The sequence below is a fragment of the Duganella phyllosphaerae genome (assembly GCF_001758785.1).
Lineage (GTDB): Bacteria > Pseudomonadota > Gammaproteobacteria > Burkholderiales > Burkholderiaceae_D > Rugamonas > Rugamonas phyllosphaerae.
In genome coordinates this window covers 92,661-108,785 of the sequence record NZ_LROM01000093.1, presented here as the reverse complement: position 1 = coordinate 108,785, position 16,125 = coordinate 92,661, and the positions used below count along the sequence as shown (strand labels likewise).

At 61.8% G+C, this 16,125-nt stretch carries 15 protein-coding genes; 7 read left to right on the top strand and 8 right to left on the bottom strand.

Going from position 1 to position 16,125, the window contains the following annotated elements:
* Positions 1-83: 83 nt before the first annotated feature.
* The 3 genes from DUPY_RS16705 (at position 84) to DUPY_RS16695 (ending at position 1,197) form a co-directional block, all read left to right on the top strand.
* Complete coding sequence (locus DUPY_RS16705) at positions 84-296, top strand: FitA-like ribbon-helix-helix domain-containing protein (protein WP_070249519.1); 213 nt, start codon at positions 84-86, stop codon at positions 294-296.
* Between the two features lie 8 nt (positions 297-304).
* Complete coding sequence (locus DUPY_RS16700; RefSeq protein WP_070249518.1) at positions 305-715, top strand: type II toxin-antitoxin system VapC family toxin; 411 nt, start codon at positions 305-307, stop codon at positions 713-715.
* A gap of 161 nt (positions 716-876) precedes the next feature.
* Complete coding sequence (locus DUPY_RS16695) at positions 877-1,197, top strand: c-type cytochrome (protein WP_070249517.1); 321 nt, start codon at positions 877-879, stop codon at positions 1,195-1,197.
* Positions 1,198-1,270: 73 nt separating this feature from the next.
* Here DUPY_RS16695 and DUPY_RS16690 read toward each other — a convergent pair whose 3' ends face one another.
* The 5 genes from DUPY_RS16690 to folD form a co-directional block, all read right to left on the bottom strand.
* Positions 1,271-2,419, bottom strand: coding sequence for a branched-chain amino acid ABC transporter substrate-binding protein (locus tag DUPY_RS16690; protein WP_070249516.1), 1,149 nt, complete (start codon positions 2,417-2,419; stop codon positions 1,271-1,273).
* Between the two features lie 15 nt (positions 2,420-2,434).
* Entirely contained in the window at positions 2,435-2,824 is a 390-nt protein-coding gene (locus DUPY_RS16685; protein ID WP_070249515.1) for a DUF2486 family protein, read from the bottom strand.
* On the bottom strand, positions 2,821-3,246 hold the full coding sequence (locus DUPY_RS16680) for a DNA polymerase III subunit chi (protein WP_070249514.1): 426 nt from the start codon (positions 3,244-3,246) through the stop codon (positions 2,821-2,823). The genes DUPY_RS16685 and DUPY_RS16680 overlap by 4 nt, the downstream gene beginning before the upstream one ends.
* Before the next feature lie 179 nt (positions 3,247-3,425).
* On the bottom strand, positions 3,426-5,504 hold the full coding sequence (locus tag DUPY_RS16675) for a M3 family metallopeptidase (protein WP_070249513.1): 2,079 nt from the start codon (positions 5,502-5,504) through the stop codon (positions 3,426-3,428).
* Positions 5,505-5,621: 117 nt separating this feature from the next.
* Entirely contained in the window at positions 5,622-6,467 is an 846-nt protein-coding gene (gene folD, locus DUPY_RS16670; RefSeq protein ID WP_070249512.1) for a bifunctional methylenetetrahydrofolate dehydrogenase/methenyltetrahydrofolate cyclohydrolase FolD, read from the bottom strand.
* Positions 6,468-6,747: 280 nt separating this feature from the next.
* Here folD and aceE point away from each other — a divergent pair, with 280 nt between their 5' ends.
* From aceE to lpdA, 3 genes are all read left to right on the top strand, one after another.
* Positions 6,748-9,438 carry a pyruvate dehydrogenase (acetyl-transferring), homodimeric type gene (gene aceE / locus DUPY_RS16665; protein ID WP_070249511.1) on the top strand — a complete coding sequence of 897 codons (2,691 nt, stop codon included), beginning with the start codon at positions 6,748-6,750 and terminating at the stop codon, positions 9,436-9,438.
* Between the two features lie 151 nt (positions 9,439-9,589).
* Entirely contained in the window at positions 9,590-11,263 is a 1,674-nt protein-coding gene (aceF, locus tag DUPY_RS16660) for a dihydrolipoyllysine-residue acetyltransferase (protein WP_070249510.1), read from the top strand.
* 9 nt (positions 11,264-11,272) lie between these two features.
* The gene (lpdA, locus tag DUPY_RS16655) at positions 11,273-13,057 is read left to right on the top strand and encodes a dihydrolipoyl dehydrogenase (RefSeq protein ID WP_070249509.1); all 1,785 of its coding nucleotides are present in this window, start codon (positions 11,273-11,275) and stop codon (positions 13,055-13,057) included.
* Between the two features lie 108 nt (positions 13,058-13,165).
* Here lpdA and DUPY_RS16650 read toward each other — a convergent pair whose 3' ends face one another.
* Both DUPY_RS16650 and DUPY_RS16645 read right to left on the bottom strand, forming a co-directional pair.
* Entirely contained in the window at positions 13,166-13,957 is a 792-nt protein-coding gene (locus tag DUPY_RS16650; protein WP_070249591.1) for a PhzF family phenazine biosynthesis protein, read from the bottom strand.
* Positions 13,958-14,008: 51 nt separating this feature from the next.
* Positions 14,009-14,389, bottom strand: coding sequence for a DUF8220 family protein (locus tag DUPY_RS16645; protein ID WP_229255400.1), 381 nt, complete (start codon positions 14,387-14,389; stop codon positions 14,009-14,011).
* Positions 14,390-14,480: 91 nt separating this feature from the next.
* Between DUPY_RS16645 and DUPY_RS16640 the strand changes: the two genes are divergently transcribed.
* Positions 14,481-14,759: a type II toxin-antitoxin system HicB family antitoxin gene (locus DUPY_RS16640; RefSeq protein WP_070249508.1), complete on the top strand. Its 279-nt coding sequence runs from the start codon at positions 14,481-14,483 to the stop codon at positions 14,757-14,759.
* A gap of 9 nt (positions 14,760-14,768) precedes the next feature.
* On the opposite strand, the gene DUPY_RS16635 is transcribed toward DUPY_RS16640, so the two are convergent.
* Positions 14,769-15,986, bottom strand: a complete 1,218-nt coding sequence (locus DUPY_RS16635; RefSeq protein ID WP_070249507.1) for a YeeE/YedE family protein — start codon at positions 15,984-15,986, stop codon at positions 14,769-14,771.
* Positions 15,987-16,125: the final 139 nt, after the last annotated feature.

The window sequence follows — 16,125 nt, the reverse complement described above, 5'->3', positions numbered from 1 at the left end:
GCGGCGGTTTCTCGATTGGCCGCGCTTGCATCGTCCGCGTGACAGGCCTAAGATGGCTTATCACTCGCAACGAGGGAGGCACCATGACAACCAAACTGATCATCCACGATGTGGATGAAAACATCGCACTGGGATTGAAACGCCGGGCCGCTGCCAACGGCCGCAGCACCGAAGCCGAACACCGCGAAATCCTGAAGTCCGCATTGCAAAGGCCACGACGCCGGCCATTTCTTGAAGTACTGGCCAGCATGCCTGATGTGGGTCGCGATGATGATTTCGAGGTGCGCGGCGCGTAGGCCTGGCGATGTATCTCGTCGACACCAACGTCATCAGTGAAGCACGTAAGGGCGCCAGAGCCAATCCAGGCGTTCTGAGCTTTTTCGCCGGCGACCAGTCTCTCGATTGCTATCTCAGCGTGCAGACGATGGGAGAACTGAGGCGTGGTATCGAAAATATCCGCAAGCGCGGCGCTCACCCGCAAGCAAGGCGACTTGACGCGTGGCTGGCGCTTGTCTCGCACGATTACGCCGACCGAGTACTGGGTTTTGATGACGAGTGCGCGCAGATCTGGGGATATTTGATGTCGCCCGACCCCAGTCATCCGATCGACAAGCAAATCGCTGCTATCGCACTGAGCTACGGCCTGGAGGTCGTCACACGCAATGTCCGCGACTTCTCGGCAACCGGTGTCAAATTGTTCAATCCGTTTTATTGAAGCCAGTGCCAAAACCCGAATGTTATTGCTCTGATCATTGATTGGTTAGAAGATCCTCTCGTTAGTCTCGGTCAACCATGGCGCCAACTTGCGCGTTAAATTCTGAAGAGAAAAAACACTGTAAAATGTCACGGGAATTCGCAGCTTAACTGGAGAGATTTATGAAACGCAATTTGATGATGGTGGGTGTACTGGTCGCTTCGGCGTTCGCATCGCAAGTAGCGATGGCCGATGCCGGTTCGGATCTGGCCAAGGCGAAAAACTGCATGGCTTGCCACGCGGTCGCCACCAAGCTGGTCGGTCCTGCCTACAAGGATGTGGCCGCCAAATACGCGGGCCAGAAAGATGCCGAATCCAAGCTCGTCACCAAGGTGATGAAGGGTGGTTCGGGTACCTGGGGCGCGATCCCGATGCCAGCCAATCCACAGGTGAACGAGGCGGAAGCCCGCACCCTGGTGAAATGGGTGCTGGCGCAAAAGTAAGCGCTTTTGCGTCGCCCGCTTCTGCTCTACAAATAACAAACAATAACAAACGCGCCCGAGGGCGCGTTTTGTTTTACTTGACCACTTCCACCTTGGTCTTCTTGCCATCCTTGTAGGTGAACAAGGTCAGCGCGCCGTCCTTGATGTCGCCGAACTGGTCGAACGCAATCAGGCCCGTCACGCCCTGGTAGTTGATCTTCTGCAGCAATGGCAGGTACTTGGCCGGCTGCGATGATTTGGCTTCCTGCATGGCCGCTGCCATGGTCATCACGGCGTCGTACACGTACGGCGCGTACAGCTGGACGTCGCTGTTGTATTTTTTCTTGTAGCGGGCCACGAAGTCGTCGAGATTCTTTTGCTCGGCTGGCGTGACGCCGCCCGCTTCGGCGCAGTACACCACGCCGTTGACGGCAGCCGCACCGGCCAGCTTGGGCAGCGCCTCGGTACACACGCCGTCGCCGCCCATGTACTTGGCGGTAATGCCCAGCGCCTTCATCTGGCGCAGCAGCGGGCCGCCCACCGAGTCCATGCCGCCGAAGAAGACCAGGTCGGGGCCCTTGCCACGGATCGAGGTGAGAATGGCGTTGAAGTCGGTGGCCTTGTCGGTGGTGAATTCCTTGGCGACGATCTGCACGCCCGGCAAGGCCTTCTTGGCGCCCTTGATGAACTCGTTGGCCACGCCCTGGCCGTAGGCCGTGCGGTCGTCGATCACGGCGATTTTTTTTGCGCCCAGCTTGCCTACCGCGTAAGCGCCCAGGGTGCCGCCGAGCTTGGCGTCATTGGCGACCACGCGGAACGCCGATTTGAAGCCTTGCTGGGTGTACTTGGTCTGGGTGGTGGCAGGCGAGATTTGCGGGATGCCGGCGTCGTAATAAATCTTGGACGCGGGGATCGAAGTGCCGGAATTGAGGTGGCCGATCACGCCGTTCACCTTGGCATCGACCAGCTTTTGCGCCACCGCCGTGCCCTGCTTGGGATCGGCGCCGTCGTCCTCCAGCATCAGCACGAACTTGACCGGCTTGCCGTCGATCTTGATGCCCTTGGCGTTCAGATCCTCGATCGCCATGTTGGCGCCGTTTTCATTGTCCTTGCCGAGGTGGGCCGAAGGACCCGAGACCGGGCCGACGTGGCCGATCTTGATGATTTCCTGGGCGCTGGCGCTGCCCGCGCTGGCAAACGCCAGGGCGATGGCAAGTGGAATGCATTGAGCCTTGAACTGCATTGTCATTCTCCACGGTTATTTTTTCTGCGCCTGCAGATGCACCAGTTCTTGCGAGACGGCGCGGGCCACGATTTTTTCGATGGTGTCGTGCAGGCCGATGCGGATCTCGTTGGTGAGGCCGTGCAGCGCGTGCGTGAGCACTTCGGCCATGCTGTCCTTGATGCGCTGCTCGAGCACGAAATCGACGCGCGATTGCAGCTTGTGCATGATGCGCTCGGACAGGCGGTGCTCCATTATCGCCCATTCGGCATCGGTCCAGCCGTCGATGGCTTCGGCTTCGAGTGTTGCGGCAAGCTCGGCCCTGGTGGGGGCTGCTGGGGCTGCTGCGGGGAGAGGGTCTTCGGCGGCCGGTTCGGTCTTCAGAACTTCGGTCAAGACCGGAATATTATCAAAGGTTGAGCTCATGATTTTCCTGCGACAAAGTGAGTGAGTGGATACTCCTGCTGCTTGTAGGCGACATAGCGCTTGCGGCCGGCAGCCGCATCATCCTCGTCCGAGGAAATCACTTCTATCATGCGCTCGAATCGGTCCACGCGGGAGGGTGCGCGGCGCGACAGATTCACTAATAATTCGGTATGTGGTAATTCCGCCTCATCGTTGTCGGTGAGTATGATGGGCGTGTGTTCGGCCAGTGCATCACCGGCCAGCACATGCGGTAAAAAGTCGGTAGTCGAGAAGGTCCACAGGGCCGTGTTGAGCTCGGCCAGTTGCTGCGCATCGTCCGCCAGCACCACGATGCGATGGTTGGCGCCGAACGCCTTGCGCGCCAGGCGGCAGGCGTAGGCGACCTTGTCGGGGATGTTGGTGTGGAAGTCGATGCGGGTCATGGCGGGTTCGATGAGGATGGTTGGCTGTTAAGCCGTCGTTTCCGCGACGGCGGACCGCCGCGCAGGCGGGAATCCATAGAGCGGTTGATAAGCAAACTCAGTATGGATCCCCGCGTTCGCGAGGATGACGGATTGACAGCTGGTGGCTGAGGCTAGCTGTACCAGGTTGAACTGTTCTATTACGCCGCCATGCCGCTGTGGCGCAGCAGGGCGTCGATGCTCGGTTCGCGGCCACGGAAGGCGGTGAACGATTCGAGCGCCGGGCGCGAGCCGCCTACCGAAAGGATTTCGCGCAGGTAGCGCTGGCCCGCCTCGGTGGTGGCGTCCTGGCCCAGCGCCTTGGCTTCCTCGAACGCGGCGTACGCATCGGCCGACAATACCTCGGCCCACTTGTAGCTGTAGTAGCCTGCCGCGTAACCGCCGGAAAAGATGTGGCCGAACGAGTTCTGGAAGCGGTTGAACGCCGGCGGCACCACCAGCGAAAACTTGGCGCGTACGCTGTCGATCATTTGCTGCACGGTCTGTCCGGTGGACGCGTCGTAGTCGTAGTGCAAGTGCATATCGAGCAGCGAGAACTCCACCTGGCGCAGCGTCTGCAAACCGGACTGGAAATTTTTCGCGGCAAGCATCTTGTCGAACAGCGCGCGCGGCAGCGGCTCGCCGGTGCTCACGTGTGCGGTCATGTGCTCGAGCACGTCCCACTCCCAGCAGAAGTTTTCCATGAACTGCGACGGCAACTCCACCGCGTCCCACTCCACGCCCGAAATGCCGGAGACGCCCAGTTCATCGACCAGGGTGAGCATGTGGTGCAGGCCGTGGCCGAATTCGTGGAACAGCGTGATCACTTCGTCGTGGGTAAACAGCGACGGCTGCGCCACTCCATCGACCACGGCTGGTTCGGTGAAATTGCAGGTGAGGTAGGCAACCGGCGTCTGCACGCTGTTGGCGTTGGCGCGGCGGCCACGGGCGTCGTCCATCCAGGCGCCGCCGCTTTTGCCGGCGCGCGCATACAGGTCGAGGTAGAACTGGCCGATCAGCACGCCATCGCGCTCGATGCTGTAGAACCGCACGTCCTGGTGCCACACGGGCGCGACATCAGGCTTGATCTGGACGTCGAACAGGTTCTGGATCTGGCGGAACAGGCCATCGATTACTTTATGTTCTGGGAAATACTGTTTGACTTCCTGGGCCGAGAACGCGTAGCGGCGCTCCTGCAGTTTTTCGGACGCGTAAGGCATGTCCCAGGCTTGCAGGTCGGCGATGCCCAGCTCGTCGTTGGCGAACTGCTTGAGTTCTTCCAGGTCTTTTTGTGCGAACGGACGCGCGCGCCTGGCCAGGTCTTCGAGGAAACCGATGACGTGCTCGGGCGATTGCGCCATCTTCGGCACCAGCGATACCTCGGCGAAGTTCTTGTAGCCGAGCAGCTTGGCTTCTTCGTCGCGCAGGCGCAGCAGGGTGACGATGTTTTGCGTGTTGTCCCACGCGTCCTTCTTGCTGAATACCTCGCCCTGGTCCGAGGCCTTGGTGGCGTTGGCGCGGTACACCGTTTCGCGCAGCGCGCGGTTGTCGGCAAATTGCAAAATCGGGTAGTACGACGGGAAGTGCAGCGAGAACTGCCAGCCCTGCTTGCCATCCTTTTGCGCGGCGGCATGGGCGGCTGCCTTGACGTCGTCGGGCAGGCCGGCCAGCTCGGCTTCATCGGTGACCAGCAGCTTGTAATCGTTGGTGGCGTCGAGCACGTTTTCCGAGAAGCGGGTGGAAACGGCCGCCTGCTCTTCCTGGATCGCCGCGAAGCGTTCCTTTTTATCGGCCGGCAGTTCGGCGCCGCCCATGCGGAAGTCGCGGATGGCATTGTCGATGATGCGCTGGCGCGCCGGCGACAGGCTGGCAAAACTGGCGGACGCACGCAGCGCCTTGTACTTGGCAAACAGCGCTTCGTTCTGCGACAGCTCGGTCCAGAACTCGGTGACCTTGGGCTGGTTCTCGTTGTAAGTGGCGCGCAGCTCGGGCGTGTCCACCACGCTGTTGAGGTGGTTGACGATGCCCCAGGCGCGGCCCAGAAGCTCGGTGGCGTTTTCCAGCGGCGTGACGAAACTGTCCCAGGTGACGTCATCTTGCGGCGCTTCGAGCTGCTGCACGATGGTGCGCGAGCGCGCCAGCAGGTGGTCGATGGCAGGCGTGACGTGCTCGGCCAGGATGGCATCGAAACGCGGCAGGCCGGAGAAGTCGAGGAGAGGGTTGCTTGCGTCTGTGGTCATGTCAGTTCCCGGTTCTGTTTATTCAGTATGGATCCCCGCGTGCGCGAGGATGACGGAATTTAGGTCTGCGGCGGCAAAGTCGTCATCCTCGCGCACGCGGGGATCCAATGCATACAGTTAGGTGCGCTCGGCAGCTTCAACAGTATTCATCAACAACATCGTAATCGTCATCGGCCCCACACCGCCCGGCACCGGGGTAATGTGCGACGCCACTTCCTTGACACCGGCAAAATCCACGTCACCGCACAGTTTGCCTTCGTCGTTGCGGTTCATGCCCACGTCGATCACGATGGCGCCCGGCTTGACCATGTCGGCGGTCAGCACGTTGCGGCGGCCCACGGCTGCCACCACCACGTCGGCCTGGCGGGTGAAGACGCCCAGGTCCGGGGTGCCACTATGGCAGATGGTGACGGTGGCGTTCGCTTGCAAGAGCAGCAGGCCCATCGGTTTGCCGACGGTGTTGCTGCGGCCGATGACCACGGCATGCTTGCCCTTCAAATCGACGCCGGTGCTTTCGATCAGCTTCATGCAGCCGTACGGCGTGCACGGACGGAAGCCTTCCAGGCCCGTCATCAGTTCGCCTGCGCTCAGCACCGAGTAGCCATCGACATCCTTGGTGGTGGAAATCGCCTCGATCACCTTGTGCGGATTGATATGCTTGGGCAATGGCATTTGCACCAGGATGCCGTGGATCTTCGGATCGGCGTTGAGCGCGGCGATACGTTCCAGAAGGGCAACTTCGGACAGGTCGGCCGGGTACTGCTCCTTGAGCGAATAGAAACCGGCATCCTCGCAACCCTTGACCTTGTTGCGCACGTACACGTGGCTGGCCGGGTCGTCGCCCACCAGGATCACGGCCAGGCCGGGTTGTTTGCCTTGGGCGGTGAGCACGGCAGCACGTGCAGCAATTTCTGCGCGCAGTTTTTGGGAGAGGGCGATTCCGTCGATCAGTTGAGCAGACATGTTTTAACCAGGTTAGGGGTAGTGGAAGAGGGAAGCAAGATTATAAGCGCTAACGCGCTCCGCTCCCCGATTTCCGGCCGTTTCGAATGCTGCACCGCACAAGATTTTCATAGGGAAATCTCACAATATGAAATGCCTTATCATAGTTTGAAAAAGCAAAAAATCACTGTTAGAATCCCCACACGTCGTAGAAGTATTGGTAAATAATCAGTGTTCCACAGGCCCGGCAGCAGCACCCGTGTTGTACCGAAGGGCACTTTCAACTCAGGAGACTTAACACATGTCAGATCAACTCGACCAGGTACCGGCAAGCACCGACCCTGATTCGCAAGAAACCAAAGAATGGTTGGATTCCCTGGCCTCGGTACTCGAACAAGAGGGCCCTGATCGTGCGCACTACCTGCTCGAACGCCTGATTGACCTGGCCCGCCAGAGCGGCTCGGACATCCCGTTTTCCGCCAATACCGCCTACGTCAACACCATTCCGCTGGACCAGGAGCAACACTGCCCAGGTAACCTCGAATACGAAGAAAAACTGCGCTCGTGGATGCGCTGGAACGCCATGGCGATGGTCGTCAAGGCCAACCGCGTCGACGGCGACCTCGGTGGCCACTTGTCCTCGTTCGCCTCGCTGGCCAACATGCTGGGCATCGGCTTCAACCACTTCTGGAAAGCGCCGAGCGAAAACCATGGCGGCGACCTGCTGTACATCCAGGGCCACTCCTCGCCGGGCGTGTATGCCCGCGCCTTCCTCGAAGGCCGCCTGACCGAAGACCAGCTGCTGCACTTCCGTCGCGAAGTCGACGGTGGCGGCCTGTCGTCGTATCCGCACCCGAAACTGATGCCGAACTTCTGGCAGTTCCCGACCGTGTCGATGGGCCTGGGCCCGCTGATGGCGATCTACCAGGCGCGCTTCCTCAAGTACCTGCACGCGCGCTCGATCGCCGACACCACCGACCGCAAGGTCTGGGCCTTCTGCGGCGACGGCGAGATGGACGAACCGGAATCGCTGGGCGCGATCGGCATGGCCTCGCGCGAAAAACTCGACAACCTGGTCATCGTCGTCAACTGCAACCTGCAACGCCTGGACGGTCCGGTGCGCGGCAATGGCAAGATCATCCAGGAACTCGAAGGCGAATTCCGTGGCGCCGGCTGGAACGTGGTCAAGGTAGTGTGGGGCCCGGGCTGGGACGCACTGCTGGCCAAAGACAAGGAAGGCATCCTGCGCAAGGTCATGATGGACACCGTGGACGGTGAATACCAGAACTACAAAGCCAAGGACGGCGCGTACGTGCGCAAGCACTTCTTCGGCAAGCATCCAAAGCTGCTGGAGATGGTTGCCAACATGACCGACGACGACATCTGGCGCCTGACCCGTGGCGGTCACGATCCGCACAAGATCTACGCCGCCTTCAAGGTCGCGCAAGAGCACAAGGGCCAACCGACTGTCCTGCTGGTGAAAACCATCAAGGGCTTCGGCATGGGCAAGCACGGCGAAGCACGCAACACCGCGCACAACACCAAGAAACTGACCGACGAAGCCGTGCGCGAAATGCGCGACCGCTACTCGATCCCGATTCCGGACGATCAACTGGCCGACATCCCGTTCTACAAGCCAGCCGACGACGCGCCGGAAATGAAGTACTTGCACGAGCGCCGCGCAGCCCTCGGCGGCTACCTGCCGGCGCGCCGCATGCAGGCCGACGAAAAGCTGACCGTGCCACCGTTGACCGCGTTCCAGAACGTGCTCGATCCAACCGCGGAAGGCCGCGAAGTATCGTCCACCCAGGCTTATGTGCGCATCCTGACCACGCTGCTCAAAGACCAGAGCGTCGGCCAACGTATCGTGCCGGTGCTGGTCGATGAGTCGCGCACCTTCGGCATGGAAGGCCTGTTCCGCCAGGTCGGTATCTTCAACCAGCAAGGCCAGTTGTACGAGCCGGTCGATAAAGACCAGGTCATGTACTACCGCGAAGACAAGGCCGGCCAGATCCTGCAAGAAGGTATCAACGAAGCCGGTGGCATGAGCTCGTGGATCGCTGCGGCGACGTCGTACTCGACCAACAACCGCGTGATGATCCCGTTCTACACGTACTACTCGATGTTCGGCATGCAGCGTATCGGCGACCTGGTATGGGCCGCCGCCGACATGCGCGCCCGTGGCTTCCTGATGGGCGGCACCGCCGGCCGCACCACGCTCAACGGCGAAGGCCTGCAGCACGAAGATGGCCACAGCCACCTGTTTGCCGCTGCGGTCCCCAACTGCATGCCGTACGACCCGACCTTCGGTCACGAGCTGGCAGTGATCATCCAGGACGGTATGCGCCGCATGGTGGAAGAACAGGAAGACGTGTTCTACTACATCACCATCATGAACGAGAACTACCCGCACCCGGGCATCAAGCCGGGCCAGGAAGAGGGCATCCTGAAAGGCCTGTACCTGCTGCAAAAAGGCGACGAGTCGCTGCAGCAGCGCGTGCAGCTGCTCGGTTCGGGCACCATCCTGCGCGAGTCGATCGCTGCGCAAGACCTGCTGAAAAACGACTGGAACATCGCTGCCGACGTGTGGTCCGCACCGTCGCTGACCCTGGTCGCGCGTGACGGCCAGGACGCCGAACGCTGGAACCTGGTCAACCCGGCCAAGGAACAGCGCGTACCGTACGTGACGCAACTGATGAACGCCACCACCGGCCCGATCGTTGCCACCACCGACTACATGCGTGCGTTTGCGGAACAGATCCGTGCCTTCATTCCGAAGGACCGTACCTACCGCGTACTGGGCACCGACGGCTTCGGCCGTTCGGACAGCCGCGTCAAGCTGCGCGAATTCTTCGAGGTGAACCGTTACTACATCACGGTCGCCGCACTGAAATCGCTGGCTGAAGAAGGCAAGCTGGACGTGTCCGTGGTTGAACAGGCTGTCGCCAAGTACAACCTCGATCCGAACAAGCCGAATCCGGTGACCCAATAACAGGGAACTCGAACAACCTACTGCGCGACTTGCCATCGCCTCTCCGTTGCTCAGCGTACCGCTGTACGCTTCCGCTACTCGAGACGATGACAAGCCGCTCGCTACGGTTGTACGAGCCCCCTGACACTAAATAGAATACGGAGCAAACGCTATGAGCATTGTGGAAGTTAAAGTCCCGGATATCGGCGACTTCAAGGAAGTGGAAGTCATCGAGCTGATGGTCAAGGTCGGCGACACCATCAAGGTGGACCAGTCGCTGGTCACCGTTGAATCGGACAAGGCCAGCATGGAGATTCCATCGTCGGCTGCCGGCGTGATCAAGGAAATCAAGGTCAAGGTCGGCGACAAGATCGCCGAAGGCGGCTTGCTGTTGCTGCTCGAAGGCGAGGGCGCTGCTGCTGCCGCGCCGGCTGCTGCCGCACCTGCACCGGCCCCTGCGGCCGCTGCTGCGCCGGCACCAGCCGCTGCTTCTGCCCCGGCACCGGCACCGGCACCAGCCGCATCGGCCGGTCCGGTCGACATCGCGGTACCGGACATCGGCGACTTCAAGGAAGTGGAAGTCATCGAAGTGATGGTCAAGGTGGGCGACGCCATCAAGGTGGACCAGTCGCTGCTGACCGTGGAGTCGGACAAGGCCAGCATGGAAATTCCATCGTCGCACGCCGGCGTGGTCAAGGAAGTCAAGGTCAAGGTGGGTGACAAGGTTGCCATGGGCTCGATCGTGTTCGTGGTGGAAGCTTCGGGTGGCGCTGCTGCCCCTGCACCTGCTGCCGCCGCTCCTGCACCGAGCGCCGCGCCAGCTGCTGCTCCTTCCGGTGCGGCCCCAGCGCCTGCACCGGCTGCTGCCGCTGCCGCCCCAACCGCGTCGCAAGGCTCGGTCCAAACGGGCAAGCTGGCGCACGCCTCGCCGTCGATCCGCAAGTTCGCGCGCGAACTGGGCGTGGACCTGGGCAAGGTGCCAGGTTCGGGTCCGAAAGGCCGCATCACCCAGATCGACGTGCAGAACTACGTCAAGGGCGTGATGGCTGGCACCACGGCTGCTCCTGCCGGTGCTGCGTCGTCGAACGCCGGCGGTGGCAACTTCAACGTGCTGCCATGGCCGTCGCTGGACTTTTCCAAGTTCGGCCCGACCGAGCTGCTGCCGCTGTCGCGCATCAAGAAGATCAGTGGCCCGAACCTGCACCGCAACTGGGTGCAGATACCGCACGTCACGCAGTTCGACGAAGCGGACGTCACCGACCTGGAAGCGTTCCGCGTCGATACCAACAACGCCAATGCCAAGAACAAGGACGCGGCCAAGCTGACCATGCTGGCGTTCGTGATCAAGGCGTCGGTGGCCGCGCTGAAGAAATTCCCGTCGTTTAATTCGTCGCTCGACGCCAAGGGTGAAAACCTGATCCTCAAGCAGTACTACAACATCGGCTTCGCAGCGGACACGCCGAACGGCCTGGTGGTCCCGGTGATCAAGAACGCCGACCAGAAATCGGTCTCGCAGATCGCCCGCGAAATGACGGAACTGTCGCTGCAAGCGCGCGACGGCAAACTCAAGCCGGCCGACATGCAGGGCGCGACCTTCACCATCTCGTCGCTGGGCGGCATTGGCGGCACGCACTTCACGCCGATCGTCAACGCGCCGGAAGTGGCGATCCTGGGCTTGTCCAAGGCATCGATCAAGCCGGTATGGGACGGCAAGGCCTTCCAGCCACGCCTGATGATGGGCACCTCGCTGTCGTACGACCACCGCGTGGTCGACGGCGCCATGGGCGCCCGCTTCTCCGTGTACCTGAGCGAAGTGCTCGGCGACATGCGCAAAATTCTGCTGTAAGGAGCGACTATGAGCACAGAAGTGAAAGTGCCGAATATCGGCGACTTCGCAGAAGTTGAAGTGATCGAAGTGATGGTCAAGATCGGCGACACCATCAAGGTGGACCAGTCCCTGATCACCGTGGAATCGGACAAGGCGTCGATGGAAGTGCCATCGTCGCACGCCGGCGTGGTCAAGCAGGTCCTGGTCAAAGTGGGCGACAAGGTCAAGGAAGGCGTGGCGATGCTGGTCATCGACGCGGCTGCCGGCGACGCTGCTGCACCTGCCGCCGCCGCGCCAGCTGCTGCGGCCCCGGCTCCGACCGCTGCTCCGGCCCCGGTGGCTGCAGCGCAGTCGCCGGCGCCGGTCGGCGGCAGCTACAGTGGCCAGGTCGATGTCGATTGCGACATGATGGTTCTCGGTGGCGGCCCTGGCGGCTACTCGGCAGCGTTCCGCGCGGCCGACCTGGGCTTGAGCACGGTGATCGTCGAGCGTTACGAAACGCTGGGCGGCGTGTGCCTGAACGTCGGTTGCATTCCATCGAAAGCGCTGCTGCACGTGGCGTCGGTGATCGACGAAACCCAGCACATGTCCAAGACCGGCGTCACCTTTGCCAAGCCCACCATCGATATCGACCAGGTGCGCGCATACAAGGAAGGCGTGATCAAGAACATGACGGGCGGCCTGGCCGGCATGGCCAAGGCACGCAAGACGCAAATCGTCACCGGCGTGGGCCAGTTCATCAGCGCCAACCACATCGAAGTGACCGCTGCCGACGGCAGCAAGAAAGTGGTGCAGTTCAAGCAGGCGATCATCGCTGCCGGTTCGGCCGTGGTGAAGCTGCCGTTCGTGCCCGAAGATCCACGCATCGTCGATTCGACCGGTGCACTGGAACTGCGCCAGATCCCGAAACGCATGCTGGTCATCGGCGGCGGCATCATCGGCCTGGAAATGGCTACCGTGTACTCGACGTTCGGTGCGCGCATCGACGTGGTCGAAATGATGGACGGTTTGATGCAGGGCGCCGATCGCGACGCGGTCAAGGTCTGGCAAAAGTTCAACGAGAAGCGCTTCGACAACATCATGACCAAGACCAAGACGGTCGGCGTGGAAGCGCTGCCCGAAGGGATCAAGGTCACGTTCGAAGCCGCCGAAGCCGGCGCAGCGGCGCCTGCGCCACAGGTCTACGACCTGGTGCTGGTCGCCGTGGGCCGCAGCCCGAACGGCAAGAAGATCGCCGCCGACAAGGCCGGCGTAGTGGTGACCGACCGTGGCTTCATCCCGGTCGACAGCCAGATGCGCACCAACGTGCCGAACATTTTCGCCATCGGCGACCTGGTGGGCCAGCCGATGCTGGCGCACAAGGCCGTGCACGAAGGCCACGTGGCAGCGGAAGCTGCCGCCGGCCAGAAGTCGCACTTCGATGTGAAGGTGATTCCATCGGTGGCGTACACCGATCCGGAAGTGGCATGGGCTGGCATTACCGAGGACGAAGCCAAAGCCAAGGGCATCAAGGTCGAGAAGGGCCACTTCCCGTGGGCCGCTTCCGGCCGCGCCGTGGCCAATGGCCGCGCCGAGGGCTTCACCAAGCTGCTGTTCGACGCTGAAACCCACCGCATCATCGGCGGCACCATCGTCGGCACCCACGCCGGCGACATGATCGGCGAGATCGCGCTGGCCATCGAAATGGGCTGCGACGGCACCGACATCGGCAAGACCATCCACCCGCACCCGACCCTGGGCGAGTCGATCGGCATGGCCGCTGAAGTGTACGAAGGCTCGTGCACCGATCTGCCGCCACCGCGCAAGAAATAAGCTGTAAAACAAGCATCCCTTCCAGGATTGCCAGAGATGCCGTTCAGCGTAAGCTGGGCGGCATTTTTTTTGATGTTCACTGCGCCTCAGGGAGCAGCGACCCATCATTCAGGCAAGCTGTACTCTACCGCCTACCAGTATGTCGTCCCGATCGATATGCGTCGCTATCAGGCAGGCATGGCCCGTGGCCCGTCCTTGCCGCAGCGTGATACCGTGGCCGAGCAATGCGGTCAGGGCGCCAGCCGCCACCCCGGTCGCGCTGTCCTCCAATGCCGGGTCGAGATGATTGAAGTTACGGCCTTCGTAGCTGCCATCATCAAGTTTGCACCAGGCGTAGATGCCGTTGACGCGCGTAGTCTTGCCCCAGGCAAGAATGGCCGGCAGATCCGGTGTCAGACCATTCAGGATAGCCGCATCCGCCACCTCGACCAGCAGCTTGGGGCTGCCAATCGACGACACGCGTGCCGGTGCCAGAGGCGCCAAACCTGGTGCGGCCAGCAGCGTCCCGATAAGCTCGGGCGCCACGTCGGGCTGCGGTGCATCTTGCTGTTGAAGGCGCACGAATACCTCGCCGTTGGCGCCGGGTACCAGTCCAAGTCGCTGGCCGTGCACCGCAGTCTTCAACGTGAGTTCGTTACCCTGGCCATGCTGCATGAACAGGCGCTGACCGACGGCCAGGGTGGCGTGCAGGCACAGCGGACTGCGCGTGTGCGGATAAAAGTAATCGACGGTGGCCACTATGCCGGCCTCGTCGGGTGGGTCGATCCAGACGCAGGTCGTGTTGCATTCGCGCGCAAAGGCCTGGCGTGCTTCTGGCTGCGACCGGTCGCCCGCGATGACCAGGGCCGGGTTGCCGTCACCGGGCTGTTCTCCGAAGCATCGGAATTCGTGAACTTGCATCGTGTTTTCCATTCAATTGCTGGTGCCGCTGCTCCCCTTTGCCACGCAGCGTTAGCGTAATGGCGCACCGCATGGATTGACTGCTTCCTCGTCGCGGCGGCCGGGATAGTAGATTTTCTTGCGCTCGCAATCGTAGAAGAGTATGCCGTGGATGCCCATCGCCAGACGCTTGGGCACGCGACGCGTCCAGATTTCCGTGAGCGCCGCATCGAGGATAGTCGAGGGCTGGCTTCGATAGACCTCATCGATAAAGGCTACATCCGTCCCGTCAGGAAAAATCAGGGAAAACTCTTCTTCGGTTGCGGAGAAGATGTCATACGCGGCGTTATCGGCACCATCAATAATCTGGATATTTTTCACACGCCGTTCCGTTAATGGCTGCTCCTGCCGATAGCCGCTGCCGTTGGTTGTATCATCGAGGAAGTGCCACATGCCTGCGCAGCGCTTGGCCCGCATCATCCAATCATAACAAAAAGGCCGGTCTGAATTGCGTTAAAAAGTTAGCGGAAAATACGGAGCTACCATGGATATCCCGATCGTGATTTTCAAAGACGAAGGCAGCGTGTACGGGGTGAGCGTTCCTGACATTCAAGGGGTGCACTCGTGGGGGGATACGGTCGAGGATGCGCTAAAAAACGTCAAGGAAGCGATCACCTGCCATATCGAAACCCTGGTGGAACTCGGAGAGCCGGTGGAGATCGGCCAGAGCAAGATTGGAGACTTGCAGGCTGACCCTCAATATGTTGGCGGAATCTGGGCACTGGTGATGATCGATCTCGACCAGCGGGACAGCAATCCCTGAGGCGCTATCTCAACAAGCCGTCGGCTTCACCCGCTCCACCTCGAGCCCGAACAGCGGCCGCAGCCTGGTGCCGAACACATTGCCGATGAACGCCGCCACCAGCCACAGCCAGCCGTGCAGACTGCCCGAGACGATGCCGCTGAAGTAGGCGCCGATGTTGCAGCCGTAGGCCAGCCGCGCGCCGTAACCGAGCAGCAGGCCGCCCACCACTGCCGCCACCAGCGAGCGCAATGGCACGCGCCAGACCGGCGCGTAGCGCCCGGCCAGGGCGGCGGCGAGCATGGCGCCGAACACGATACCGATGTCCATCACCGAAGTGACGTCTTCGATCACCGGCGCGTTCAGTGTAGCGGCGTTGGCTGGCGCCGACCAGTAGGTCCAGCTGGCGACGTCCACGCCGGCCAGCGTGGCAGCCTTGGCGCCCCACAGGGCGAACGCGGACGTCACGCCCCACGGTCGGCCGGCCAGGGCCAGCGTGGCGAAATTGAGCAGGACCAGCGCAATGCCGCCCGCGACCAGTGGCCATGGGCCGTGCAGCCAGCGCGCGGTGTGGTCCGGTTGCACGTGGGCGGCCACCAGCTTGCCGTGGCGGCGCTTTTCCACCACCACGGTGACGGCGAAGATCAATCCGAACACCAGCCAGTTCAGGGCCAGCGCGGGCGCCACGCCCAGCGACTTGACCAGCGAGATCGGCGCCAGTTGCGGCAGTGCCGTCCAGAACGGCATGTGAGCGGTGCCCACCAGCGAACCGGCGATGAACGCCAGCAGCGTGACGATCATGCGGGTGCTGCCGCCGCCCACCGTGTACAGCGTGCCGGAGGCGCAGCCGCCGCCGAGCTGCATGCCGATGCCGAAGATGAAGGCGCCAACCACGACCGAGGTACCGGCAGGCGCCACCAGTCCCTTGACCGGCTCACCGAACAGCGAACCTGCCGCCAGCACCGGGAAGAACAGCGCCACGCCCACGGCCAGCATGATCATCTGCGCGCGCAGTCCTTCGCCGCGACCGTCGGCGATGAACACCCGCCACGCCGACGTGAAGCCGAATGCCGCGTGGTAGAGCGTGACGCCGAGCAGCGCGCCGACAATGTACAGCGCGGACTGGCGTGGGCCGACCGCCTGGCCCAGGTACCAGGCGCCCAGCACGACGATGGCCAATGCGGTCCACAAGGCGCCGGGGTTGATGTTGGAGGGAGGGCGCCAAGGCGCGGTGATGGTGGTGGACATAATGATGGTGAAAAAATGAGATAAGTCGCCATTTTCCGCCTTTTTGGTGCAAGGCGCGATTCCGGATGGCGTAATTCAAAAAAGGCGCAATCATGTTGCTGATTAAAGCCATGCGCTCGGTAGGCGAGCGCGGCGAAAT